The sequence below is a fragment of the Kitasatospora sp. NPDC057940 genome, from assembly GCF_042887425.1.
GTDB lineage: Bacteria > Actinomycetota > Actinomycetes > Streptomycetales > Streptomycetaceae > Kitasatospora.
Window position 1 is genome coordinate 15,825 of the sequence record NZ_JBHVPH010000030.1, and the last position, 11,790, is coordinate 27,614.

Here is an 11,790-nt window from a genome sequence, read left to right on the forward strand (position 1 = left end):
GGTGGGCCGGGGCGGCGGTCAGGAGCGGTGGGCCGGGGCGGCTGACGCCCCGGAAACCCTTCGCACGGTAGTCTCAAACCCGATATGAGCATCGAACAGTCCTCCCCGAACCCGTCCGCTGCGAAGCCGCGCGTCGCGCTGGTCTTCGGCGGACGCAGCTCCGAGCACGGCGTCTCGGTGGTCACCGCCGGCAGCGTGCTCAAGGCGATCGACCGCGAGAAGTACGAGGTGCTCCCGATCGGGATCACCCCCGAGGGCCGCTGGGCGCTGGTCAGCGACGAGCCCGCCCGGATGGCCATCACCGACGGCCGGATGCCGGACGTCCCGGGCGTCGCCGAGTCCGTGGACGGGCAGGTCGCGCTGCCGATCGCCCCGGGCGACCGGGAGGTCGTCCTGAGCGAGCCGGGAAGCACCCCCAAGGCCCTCGGCGAGGTCGACGTGGTGTTCCCGCTGCTGCACGGCCCCTGGGGCGAGGACGGCACCCTGCAAGGCCTGCTGGAGCTGTCCGGCGTGCCCTACGTCGGCAACGGCGTGCTGTCCAGCGCGGTCGGCATGGACAAGGAGTTCACCAAGCGGATCCTGGCCTCGCACGGCCTGGGCGTCGGCCGGTACACCATCGTGCGGCCGCGCGACTGGGAGAGCGAGGCCGGCCGCGCCGCGGTGCGCGAGCGGGCCGCCGAGCTCGGCCTGCCGCTGTTCGTGAAGCCCTGCCGGGCCGGCTCCAGCATGGGCATCACCAAGGTCAAGGACCTCGCCGACCTCGACGCCGCGATCGAGGAGGCCCGCCGGCACGACCCCAAGCTGATCATCGAGGCCGGCGTGAGCGGCCGCGAGATCGAGTGCGGCGTGCTGGAGACCGAGGACGGCCCGAAGGCCAGCCTCCCGGCCGAGGTGCTGGTCGGCGACGGCTTCGACTTCTACGACTTCGAGGCCAAGTACATCGACTCGTCCGAGGTGCAGATCCCGGCGAAGCTCGACGACGAGCAGACCGCCGAGATCCGCCGCCAGGCGGTGGCCGCGTTCGACGCGCTCGGCTGCGAGGGCCTGGCCCGGGTGGACTTCTTCCTGCTGGAGGACGGCACCTGGATGGTCAACGAGATCAACACCATGCCCGGCTTCACCCCGATCTCGGCCTACCCGAAGATGTGGGAGGCCACCGGGCTGTCCTACCCGGAGCTGATCGACCGGCTGCTCCAGGCGGCGCTGCGCCGCTCGACCGGCCTGCGGTAGCCGCACGCGAACGACGGAGGGCGGGCCGGGAAGCTCCCGGCCCGCCCTCCTCGACGCCCTCGCGGGCTCAGCCCGGGATGGTGGCCTTCACCGCGCCGGTGAGGGCGGCGGCCGGGTCCAGCGGGCTCGCGTAGACGCCGGCCGGGGAGGTCACCTCGACGTACGCCGCACGCATGGTCGCGACGAAGCGGTAGCCGCCGTCGTCCAGCTTCTGCGACCACCACGTGAGGTCGTCGACCGTCGGCGACATGTCCGCGGCGTGCGGGCCGTTCAGCTCCTCCGGGCGGTCGATCCCGCAGCGCAGCACCGTCCGGGGTTTGGTGTCCCACGCGGCCACGTACGGCGAGGCGGGCGACGGGTCCTTGCGGGCGTGGCCGAGCAGCTCCTGCGGCAGGGCCGCGGCCAGCGCGCGGCAGTACTCGGCCGCCTTGCCGCCCGGTCGGGGGGCCGCCACCGATTCCTCGGCGGAGCCCCAACTGCCGAGCAGCACGACGACCGTGCAGGTCAGGGCGAGCGGCAGGGCGAGCCAGCGGACGGGCGCCGGCAGTGCCGTCAGCGCCCGGGGGATTCGGAGTTCTCTGGCCACCCGCCGATGGTAGCCGGGTCTTACAGGTGCACCACGGGACAGGTGAGGGTGCGGGTGATGCCCTCGACCTGTTGGACCTTGGCCACCACCAGGCGGCCCAGGTCGTCCACGGTGTCGGCCTCGGCCCGGACGATGACGTCGTACGGGCCGGTGACGTCCTCGGCCTGGAGGACGCCGGGAATCTCGGAGATCGACTGGGCCACGGCGGTGGCCTTGCCGACCTCGGTCTGGATCAGGATGTATGCCTGTACCACGGGGACCTCCGGCGGCCGGTTACGGGGATCGCCGCCGTGATCGCCCGGACGGTCGTCGGGGTGGGAACGGGCTCACCGGCAGTCTGATCACCACGCTACCGCGCGGTGGGCCGGGGAGGGGAGACCCCGACACCCCGGAAGGGCGTACGCTGCGCGCGGGGGCGCGACGGGGACGAGTTCAGATGGACATGCGAGAGGACGGCAGATGCAGGGGACCGTGGGCGAGCTCGGCGAGTTCGGTCTCATCAGGGAGCTGACCGCCCGGGTGCCGCTCACCGACGTGGTGGACCTCGGCCCCGGTGACGACGCCGCGGTGGTGAAGGCCCCGGACGGCCGGGTGGTGGCCACCACGGACGTCCTGATCGAGAACCGGCACTTCCGCCGGGACTGGTCCACCGCCTACGACGTGGGCCGCAAGGCCGCCGCCCAGAACCTCGCCGACGTGGCCGCCATGGGAGCGGTGCCCACCGCGATACTGCTCGGCCTGGTCGCCCCCGCCGACCTGCCCACCACCTGGGCCACCGAGCTGATGGACGGGCTGCGCGACGAGTGCCAGGTGGCCGGGGCGACGGTGGTCGGCGGCGACGTGGTGCGCGGCGACACCGTCACGCTGGCCATCACGGCGCTCGGGGACCTCCAGGGGCGCGCACCGGTGACGCGCGCCGGTGCGCAGGTCGGCGACGTGGTCGCGGTGACCGGCTGGCTCGGCTGGTCGGCCGCCGGACTCACCGTGCTGCAACGCGGCTTCCGCTCCCCGCGCGCCTTCGTCGAGGCGCACCGCCGGCCCGAGCCGCCGTACCACGCGGGCCCGGCCGGCGCCGAGTTGGGCGCGACCTCGATGATCGACGTGAGCGACGGCCTGGTCGCCGACCTCGGCCACGTGGCCCGGGCCAGCGCGGTGGACATCGACCTCAAGGCCGCCGACTTCGACGTCCCGGCGCAGATGGCCGACATCGGACAGGCGGTCGGGGTGGACCCGTTGGTCTGGGTGCTGTCCGGCGGCGAGGACCACGCGATCGTGGCGACCTTCCCGCGCGGTGTCCAACTCCCGGCCCGCTGGCGGGTGGTGGGCGAGGTGGCCGGCCGCCCCCGGGGCAGTCGCAGCGGCCGGGTGACGGTGGACGGCGCGCCCTGGGACCGGGTCGGCGGCTGGGACCACTTCGCCGAGTGACGGGCGGCCGCGCCGATTGTCGTACGGCACACGGCGGGTGACCCCCGGACACCGGCGCGCGGCGGACGGCGCGTGACCCCAGGACTCGCGGCGCACGGGCTTCGCGGGTCCGTTTTGCGTAGGCTGGCGACAACCGAGCCCGCCCGCCGTCTGGTGTGGGTGGTCTGAACCACTGCGAGCGGGAGCGCACCCAGTCATGCGTATCGGTGTACTGACCAGCGGCGGCGACTGCCCCGGCCTCAACGCGGTGATCCGCTCCGTCGTGCACCGGGGCACGGACGTGCACGGCGACGAGATCGTCGGCATCCTGGACGGCTTCCTCGGCCTGATCGAGGGCCGCACCAGGCCGGTCTCGCACGACGACGTCACCGGCCTGCTCACCCTCGGCGGCACCGTCCTGGGCTCCGCCCGGGTGCAGCGCGAGCGGATCTCCTGGGCGGTGGAGAACGCGAAGACGCTGGCCCGGGACATCGGCATCGACGCGCTCATCGCGATCGGCGGCGAGGGCACGCTGACCGCCGCCAGGCTGTTCAGCGACGCCGGACTGCCGGTCGTCGGGGTGCCCAAGACCATCGACAACGACATCAACGCCACCGACGCCACCTTCGGCTTCGACACCGCGGTGCACGTCGCGACCGAGGCGATCGACCGGCTCAAGACCACCGCGGAATCCCACCAGCGCGTCATGGTCGTCGAGTTGATGGGCCGTCACACCGGCTGGATCACGCTCACCGCGGGCATGGCCGGCGGCGCGCACGGCATCCTCATCCCGGAGAAGCCCTTCGACATCGAGGCGGTGGCCCGGATGGTCGACGACCGCTTCGACCGCGGCAAGAAGTTCGCCATCATCGCCGTCGCGGAGGGCGCCGCCCCGATGCCCGGCACCATGCGCTTCGACCACGGCGAGGTCGACCAGTACGGCCACCGGACCTTCGGCGGGATCGGCAACCGGCTCGCCCACGAACTGGAGAACCTGCTCGGCAAGGAGGCCCGTCCGGTCATCCTCGGGCACACCCAGCGCGGCGGCACCCCGACCGCCCGGGACCGGGTGCTCGCCACCCGCTTCGGCTGGCACGCCGTCGAGGCCGTCCACCAGGGCGCGTTCGGCCACTTCACCGCGCTGCGCCGGACCGGGATCGAGCTGGTGCCGATCGCCGACGCGGTGACCAGGCTGAAGACGGTGCCGGAGGACCGCTGGGTGGAGTCCGAGGCCGTGCTCTGAACGCACGCGGGTAGGTTGACCTCATGGTTTCGACTGCCCCCCCTCGCGTGCTCACCGTCGCCGGCTCCGACTCCGGCGGTGGCGCCGGCATCCAGGCCGACCTCAAGGCGATGCTCGCCCTCGGCGTCCACGGCATGAGCGTGATCACCGCCGTCACCGCGCAGAACTCGCTCGGCGTCCAGGGCTACTGGGAACTGCCCGCCGAGGCCGTCCGGGCGCAGTTCCGCAGCGTGGTCGACGACATCGGGGTGCAGGCCGTGAAGACCGGCATGCTCGCCTCGATCGAACTGGTCGAGACCGTCTCCGAACTGCTGGCCGGGGTGGACGCCCCGGTGGTCGTCGACCCGGTCGGCGTCTCCAAGCACGGGGACGCCCTGCTGGCCGCCGAGGCCGTCGCCACCGTCCGTGAGCGGCTGCTGCCGGTCGCCACCCTGGCCACCCCCAACCTGCACGAAGTGACCCAGCTCACCGGCCGGACGGTCGAGGGCGAGGGGCAGATGCTGGACGCCGCCAAGGCGTTGGTCGACCTCGGGCCGCGCTGGGCGCTGGTCAAGGGCGGCCACCTGGAGGGCGAGGCCGCGGACCTGCTCTACGGCGGGCCCGGCGAGGTGCACTGGTACCGGGCGCCGCGCTACGACAACCGGCACACCCACGGCACCGGTTGCACCCTGGCCAGCGCGATCGCGGCCGGGCTGGCCAAGGGCGAGTCGCTGCCGGAGGCGGTCGGCTCGGCCAAGGAGTACATCACCGGCGCGATCGCCGGCGGATTCGCGCTCGGCTCCGGGATCGGCCCGGTCGACCACGCCTGGCGCTGGCGCTGACCCGGCCGGTGGGCGGGCCCCCGGGCCCGCCCACCACCTCGGGTGTGGCGGGGAACACGGGTGCGGCGGGCGGTCGGCGGGAAACCAGCGGCCGGAAAGCGCGGTGGAAAAACAGTGAAGCCGGTTCATCCGAGGATGAACCGGCTTCACTGGAGGACCGGCATGCCGGTCTGCGCGTCAGCGCGAGACCTTACCGGCCTTGATGCACGAGGTGCAGACGTTGAGCCGCTTCGGCGTCCGCCCAATCACAGCGCGCACCGTCTGAATGTTGGGGTTCCAACGACGGGGGGTACGGCGGTGCGAGTGGGAGATGCTGTTGCCGAAGCCCGGCCCCTTGCCGCAGACGTCGCAGTTGGCAGCCACAGGAGTCACTCCAAGACTTCAGATCATTTACGTTCGAAAACCCCGCTGGACCAGCGGAGCACTCGCGTGAACCTGACCGGACCGAGGGGTGAGCCTGGATTGTTCCAGGCAACCGGAAGAGCATACAACGCCTCTCCCGGTTCAACGAAACTACCATGTCCGGCAGGGTGATCGCTCCGGTCGCCGGTCCGGGCGACCCTCCCCGGCCCCCGATAACCTGCCGGTATCACCCCTCGCCGCGGCCTTGGCCGTGCTGCTGCCCCGCAGGCCGTCGCGGCGTCCCACCCGGAGGAGACCTGGTGCTGCACACGCTCGACGCCCCGGCCGTGCGCACCTGGTGCCAGCTCGCCCTGCGTGCGCTCGGCCAGGCCCGCGAGGAGATCGACGCGCTCAACGTCTATCCCGTCCCGGACGGCGACACCGGCACCAACCTCTACCTGACCGTCGAGTCCGCCGCCGCCGAGGTGGAGAGCCGCTTCGCCGACCCCGCCGCCGACCCGGCCCCCGGCCTGGCCGACACCGCGCGGGCGATGGCCCGCGGCGCGCTGGTCGGCGCCCGCGGCAACTCCGGGGTGATCCTCGCCCAGTGGCTGCGCGGCACCGCCGAGACGCTCGCCGAGGGCGGCGGCGCCGACCAGCTGCGGGCCGCCCTGCAACGGGCCGCCGACTCCGCCTACCAGGCCGTAGCGGAGCCCGTCGAGGGCACTCTGCTGACGGTCGCCCGGGTCGCCGCCCGGGAGGCCGTCCGGGCCGGGGACGGGCTCGCGCAGGTCGCCGACACCGCCTACCGGGCCGCCCGGGACGCGCTGCGGCACACTCCCGAACAGCTCGCCGTGCTGGCCGAGAACGGGGTCGTGGACGCCGGCGGGCGCGGCCTGGTCGCCGTGCTCGGGGCGCTCGCCGACGCCGTCGCCGGGCAGCAGCCGATGGGCCCGGTCGCGCTGCGCGGGGACGTCCGGGAGGTCGAGAGCTGCGCGGTGCACCTGAGGCCGCCGGGCCCCGGCCACCCCGCGTTCGAGGTGATCTACCTGCTCGACGCGCCCGACGAGGCCCTGCCCGCGCTGCGCGAGCGGCTCGGCGCGCTCGGCGACTCCCTGGTGGTCGGCGGCGGCGACGGCCTGTGGAACGTGCACGTCCACGTGGACGACGCGGGCGCCGCCGTCGAGGCCGGGGTCGAGGCCGGGCGGCCGCACCAGATCCGGATCACGCACTTCGCCGAGGCCGCCGCCCGGGCCGGCAGTGCCGCCGAGCGCGGCGAACGCCGGGAACGGGCCCGCGCGGTGCTCTGCGTGGTGTCCGGCGGGGGGCTGGCCGAGTTGTGCGAGCAGGCCGGCGCCGTCGCCCTGCACGCCGACCCGGACCGCCCGCCGGCCAGTGCCGAACTCGCCGCCGCCGTGCGCCGCTCGGCCGCCCGCGAGGTGGTCCTGCTGCTCAACGACCCCGAACTGCGCGCCGCCGCCGGGGCCGCCGCCGACCAGCTGCGCGAGGAGGGCGTGCGGATCGCCGTGCTGCCGACCCGCTCGCCGGTGCAGGGCCTGGCGGCGCTCGCGGTGCACGAGGGCGGCCGCCGCTTCGACGAGGACGTGGTCGCCATGACCTCCGCGGCCGGCGCCACCCGGTACGCCGAACTCGCCGTGGCCGAGGGGGAGTCCTGGACGATGGCCGGGGTCTGCCAGGCCGGGGACGTGCTCGGCCTGATCGACGGCGACGTCGCGGTGATCGGCACCGGGCTGGCCGAGGTCGGGGCGAGCGTGCTGGACCGGATGCTCGGCGCGGGCGGCGAACTCGTCACCCTGGTCCTCGGCGAGGGCGCCGACGAGGCGCTCGCCGACCGCCTGGTGGCGCACGCCCGGCACCGGCGGCCCGAGGTCGACGCGGTGGTCTTCCACGGCGGCCAGGAGTCCGCGCCGCTGCTCATCGGGGTGGAGTAGGGCACGCCGCGGAGCCCGGAATGTCGGCCCCGTGGTGTAAACAGGGGCCTGATGGGCGCTCTCGATGAACCACTGACCAAACTCGTCGGCGACCGCACCGCGAAGGTGCTCGCCGACAGCCTCAAGCTGCGCACGGTCGGGGACCTGCTGCACCACTATCCGCGCCGCTACGTCGAACGCGGCCAGCTCACCAGCCTGGACGAGCTGGAGATCGACGAGCACGTCACCGTGCTGGCGCGGATCGAGAAGGTCACCCTGATCCCGTTCCGCGGCCGCAAGGGCGACCGGCTGGAGGTCGTCGTCACCGACGGCCGCAGCCGGCTCTCGCTGGTCTTCTTCAACCAGGGCTGGCGGCAGAAGGAGCTCAAGTCCGGCGCCCAGGGCCTGTTCGCGGGCAAGGTCGGCGTCTTCAACCGCAGCCGCCAGCTGGTCTCGCCGGACTACCAGCTGCTCGACGAGGAGGCCGGGACGGACGCCGCCCGGCAGTTCGCCGGCCGGCTGATCCCGGTCTACGGCGCCAGCGCGCAGATGCCCAGCTGGAAGCTGTCGATCTGCATCGAGACGGCCCTCACCAAGCACCTGGGCGACGTCGGCGAGCCACTGCCCGCCGAACTGCGCGAGCGGCACGGGCTGATCCCGCTGCCCGAGGCGCTGGAGCTGATCCACCGCCCGCGCGGCCAGGCCGACCGCGAGCTCGCCCAGAGCCGGCTGCGCTGGGACGAGGCCTTCGTCCTCCAGGTCGCCCTGGCCCAGCGCCGGGCCGCCGAGTCCGCGCTGCCCGCCGTCCCGCGCAGGGCCCGCGCGGGCGGCCTGCTGGACGCCTTCGACGCCCGGCTGCCGTTCACCCTCACCGAGGGCCAGCAGAAGGTGTCCGCCGAGATCGCCGCCGACCTCGCGAGCGAGCACCCGATGCACCGGCTGCTCCAGGGCGAGGTCGGCTCCGGCAAGACCCTGGTCGCGCTGCGCGCCATGCTCGCCGTGGTCGACGCGGGCGGCCAGGCCGTGCTGCTCGCGCCCACCGAGGTGCTGGCCCAGCAGCACCACCGCTCGATCGTCGAGATGATGGGCGACCTGGCGCAGGGCGGCATGCTCGGCGGCTCCGACCTCGGCACCCGGGTGGTGCTGCTGACCGGCTCCATGGGCGTCCCGGCCCGCCGCCAGGCGCTGCTCGACATGGCCTGCGGCGACGCGGGCATCGCCATCGGCACCCACGCGCTGATCGAGGACAAGGTCCAGTTCCAGGACCTCGGCCTGGTTGTGGTCGACGAGCAGCACCGCTTCGGCGTCGAACAGCGGGACGCCCTGCGCGCCAAGGGCGAACAGCCGCCGCACCTGCTGGTGATGACCGCCACCCCGATCCCGCGCACCGTCGCGATGACCGTCTTCGGGGACTTGGAGACCTCCGTCCTCGACCAGCTGCCGGCCGGCCGCTCGCCGATCTCCACCCACGTCGTCCCCGCGCTGGAGAAGCCCAACTTCCTCACCCGGGCCTGGGAGCGCGTGCGCGAGGAGGTCGCCAAGGGCCACCAGGCGTACGTGGTCTGCCCCCGGATCGGGGACGAGGAGCCCGCCGCGGAGCCGAAGAAGAAGCGGAAGGCGGCCGAGGAGGACCTGGAGGACGTCGCCGACGCCGGTGCCGGGAGCGACGAACGGCGGCCCCCGCTCTCGGTGGTGGAGACCGCCGGGAAGCTGGTCGGGGGGCCGTTGCAGGGCCTGCGGGTGGAGATCCTGCACGGCCGGCTGGCCCCGGAGGCCAAGGACGAGGTGATGCGCCGGTTCACGGCCGGCGAGGTGGACGTGCTGGTCGCCACCACCGTCATCGAGGTCGGCGTCAACGTCCCCAACTCCACCGCGATGGTCATCATGGACGCCGACCGCTTCGGCGTCTCCCAGCTGCACCAGTTGCGCGGCCGGGTCGGCCGGGGCAGCGCCGCGGGCCTGTGCCTGCTGGTCAGCGACATGCCCGCGGGCAGCGCCGCCCGGGCCCGGCTGGACGCGGTGGCCGGCACCCTGGACGGCTTCGAGCTGTCCCGGATCGACCTCGAACAGCGCCGCGAGGGCGACGTGCTGGGCCAGGCGCAGTCCGGGGTGAAGTCCTCGCTCAAGGTGCTCTCGGTACTGGAGGACGAGGAGGTCATCCTCACCGCCCGGACGGAGGCGACCAGGCTGGTCGCCGAGGACCGCGAGCTGGCGGCCCACCCGGAGCTGCGCACCGCGCTGGAGAGCCTGCTCGACGAGGACCGCGCGGCCTACATGGAGAAGGGCTGAGCGACATGGAGAAGGGGCTGAGCGGCCGCCGCCGGCCCCGGAATTGTCAGACCCCCGCGAGAGAATGAAGGTGTTCAGGGCGCACCCCCAAGGTGCGCACCTGGCACGACATTTGGGGGTCCTGCCATGGCATTCCGTCATCTCAACGAGCTCCCGCTGGGCGACAAGGTCTTCCGGATCGAACTCGCCAGCGACGACGACCGCGAGGTCACCCTCACCCTGACCGGCTGGCGCGAGGGGGCGGCCGCCCAGCCGCTCGCCTCGGGCAAGCTCCGCCTGCCGGTCGAGGACGTCGCCTCGCTGCGGATCGCGCTCAACCGCGCGCTGCGGGCGCTGGCGATCGTCGCCGACGTCTCCGAGCCCATCCCCGACCGCGACGTGCTGCGCGAGCTGTACCCCGGCCACGGCGCCCCCTGGGTCCCGCAGCACGAGGAGGAGCTGGTCCGGCGCTTCCACGACGGCGAGACCGTCGCCCGGATCGCCGCCCGCTTCGGCCGCACCCCCGACTCCGTCCGCACCAAGCTGCGCGAGCTCGGGCACGACCCGCGCCGCCCCGAGTTCTGCCCGCCCGACGGCTGCCTGTCCTGGTCCCGTTACGCCTCGCCGGCGCTGCTCGGCGCGGCCGCCCCGGCCCCGCCGGCGGGCTCCGGGGCGGTCTGAGCCGTGACCCGGAGGCCCCACCGATCCGTCGGTGGGGCCTCGACCCGTATAGCGTGGTCGGGCAGCGACGAAAGGACCTTTCCCCACCATGACCCGCGTGATCGCCGGGCTGGCCGGCGGCCGCCGGCTGGCCGTACCGCCAGGCCGGGGCACCCGCCCGACCTCCGACAAGGCCCGTGAGGCGATGTTCTCCACCCTGGAGGCGCTGCGCGGCACCCTGCACGGGGCCCGGATGCTCGACCTGTTCGGCGGATCGGGCGCGGTCGGCCTGGAGGCGCTGTCGCGCGGCGCCGAGCACGTCCTGCTGGTCGAGTCGGACGGCCAGGCGGCCCGGGTGATCCGGGAGAACGTCCGCACGATCGGCCTGCCGGGCGTGGAGGTGAAGGCCGCCAGGGCCGAGCAGGTGCTCGCGGGCCCGCCCCCGCAGACCCCGTACGACCTGGTCTTCCTCGACCCGCCGTACGCCGTGACGGACGACGAGCTGCGCGAGATGCTGATCACACTCCTGGCTGGGGGCTGGCTCGGGGAGGACGCACTCGTCACCGTGGAGCGCAGCACCCGTGGCGGCGAGTTCGGCTGGCCCGAGGGCTTCGAGGTGCTGCGCTCGCGCCGCTACGGCGAGGGCACGCTCTGGTACGGTCGCGCCGCCGCCGAGACCAGCCAGCACGAGTAGCGGGCCGAGGCCCGCAGCAGCCGTCACCCCACGAGGGAGCACCCACGCCATGCGCCGCGCCGTCTGTCCCGGTTCGTTCGACCCGATCACCAACGGTCATCTCGACATCATCGGGCGGGCCTCGAAGCTGTACGACGTCGTGCACGTCACGGTCCTGATCAACCGCAACAAGCAGGGCATGTTCAGCGTCGAGGAGCGGATGGCCCTGATCGAGGAGGTCACCGCGGACTTCGGGAACGTGGTGGTCGAGTCGTACCACGGCCTGCTGGTGGACTTCTGCCGGGAGCGCGGGATCCCCGCGATCATCAAGGGCCTGCGCGCGGTCAGCGACTTCGACTACGAGTTGCAGATGGCCCAGATGAACCACGGCCTGTCCGGGGTGGAGACGCTGTTCGTGCCGACCTCGCCGACGTACAGCTTCCTCTCCTCGACGCTGGTCAAGGAGGTCGCCTCGTACGGCGGGGACGTCTCCCACCTGCTGCCGGAGACGGTGCACCGGCGGCTGGTCGAGCGGATCGCGGAGCGCAGGGCCCAGCAGTAGGCGGGAGCGTCGGCGTCGCGGGGCGGGCGTCCTTTTCTGCCGGTTCGTCATGACTTGTCCGATGCCCGGT

The 11,790-nt window shown here is 73.5% G+C and carries 12 protein-coding genes; 9 read left to right on the forward strand and 3 right to left on the reverse strand.

Annotated features, from left to right (window positions below):
• Positions 1-84: 84 nt before the first annotated feature.
• Entirely contained in the window at positions 85-1,230 is a 1,146-nt protein-coding gene (locus ACFVTF_RS32090) for a D-alanine--D-alanine ligase family protein (RefSeq protein WP_350882957.1), read from the forward strand.
• A gap of 67 nt (positions 1,231-1,297) precedes the next feature.
• On the opposite strand, the gene ACFVTF_RS32095 is transcribed toward ACFVTF_RS32090, so the two are convergent.
• Positions 1,298-1,816: a DUF3515 domain-containing protein gene (locus ACFVTF_RS32095; protein WP_387817697.1), complete on the reverse strand. Its 519-nt coding sequence runs from the start codon at positions 1,814-1,816 to the stop codon at positions 1,298-1,300.
• 20 nt (positions 1,817-1,836) lie between these two features.
• A complete protein-coding gene (locus ACFVTF_RS32100) occupies positions 1,837-2,070 on the reverse strand; it encodes an Lrp/AsnC ligand binding domain-containing protein (protein ID WP_363375953.1) in 234 nt (77 codons plus the stop codon).
• Between the two features lie 205 nt (positions 2,071-2,275).
• On the opposite strand from ACFVTF_RS32100, the gene ACFVTF_RS32105 reads away from it, so the two are divergent.
• The 3 genes from ACFVTF_RS32105 (at position 2,276) to thiD (ending at position 5,284) form a co-directional block, all read left to right on the forward strand.
• The gene (locus tag ACFVTF_RS32105) at positions 2,276-3,241 is read left to right on the forward strand and encodes a thiamine-phosphate kinase (protein WP_387817698.1); all 966 of its coding nucleotides are present in this window, start codon (positions 2,276-2,278) and stop codon (positions 3,239-3,241) included.
• 196 nt (positions 3,242-3,437) lie between these two features.
• Positions 3,438-4,463, forward strand: a complete 1,026-nt coding sequence (locus ACFVTF_RS32110; protein ID WP_063347703.1) for a 6-phosphofructokinase — start codon at positions 3,438-3,440, stop codon at positions 4,461-4,463.
• Between the two features lie 23 nt (positions 4,464-4,486).
• Entirely contained in the window at positions 4,487-5,284 is a 798-nt protein-coding gene (thiD, locus tag ACFVTF_RS32115; protein ID WP_387817699.1) for a bifunctional hydroxymethylpyrimidine kinase/phosphomethylpyrimidine kinase, read from the forward strand.
• A 177-nt stretch (positions 5,285-5,461) separates the two neighbouring features.
• Here the strand turns inward: thiD and rpmB are convergent, their stop codons facing one another.
• Positions 5,462-5,647 carry a 50S ribosomal protein L28 gene (gene rpmB, locus ACFVTF_RS32120; RefSeq protein ID WP_014138233.1) on the reverse strand — a complete coding sequence of 62 codons (186 nt, stop codon included), beginning with the start codon at positions 5,645-5,647 and terminating at the stop codon, positions 5,462-5,464.
• Positions 5,648-5,946: 299 nt separating this feature from the next.
• Between rpmB and ACFVTF_RS32125 the strand changes: the two genes are divergently transcribed.
• The 5 genes from ACFVTF_RS32125 (at position 5,947) to coaD (ending at position 11,720) form a co-directional block, all read left to right on the forward strand.
• Complete coding sequence (locus tag ACFVTF_RS32125) at positions 5,947-7,578, forward strand: DAK2 domain-containing protein (RefSeq protein WP_380340661.1); 1,632 nt, start codon at positions 5,947-5,949, stop codon at positions 7,576-7,578.
• 51 nt (positions 7,579-7,629) lie between these two features.
• Positions 7,630-9,846, forward strand: coding sequence for an ATP-dependent DNA helicase RecG (gene recG, locus ACFVTF_RS32130; protein ID WP_387817700.1), 2,217 nt, complete (start codon positions 7,630-7,632; stop codon positions 9,844-9,846).
• A 126-nt stretch (positions 9,847-9,972) separates the two neighbouring features.
• Positions 9,973-10,506 (forward strand): hypothetical protein, encoded by a 534-nt coding sequence (locus ACFVTF_RS32135; RefSeq protein WP_387817701.1) that lies wholly within the window; start codon positions 9,973-9,975, stop codon positions 10,504-10,506.
• Between the two features lie 88 nt (positions 10,507-10,594).
• Positions 10,595-11,179 (forward strand): 16S rRNA (guanine(966)-N(2))-methyltransferase RsmD, encoded by a 585-nt coding sequence (gene rsmD, locus ACFVTF_RS32140; RefSeq protein WP_387817702.1) that lies wholly within the window; start codon positions 10,595-10,597, stop codon positions 11,177-11,179.
• 49 nt (positions 11,180-11,228) lie between these two features.
• Complete coding sequence (gene coaD / locus ACFVTF_RS32145) at positions 11,229-11,720, forward strand: pantetheine-phosphate adenylyltransferase (protein WP_371517034.1); 492 nt, start codon at positions 11,229-11,231, stop codon at positions 11,718-11,720.
• Positions 11,721-11,790 lie beyond the last annotated feature (70 nt).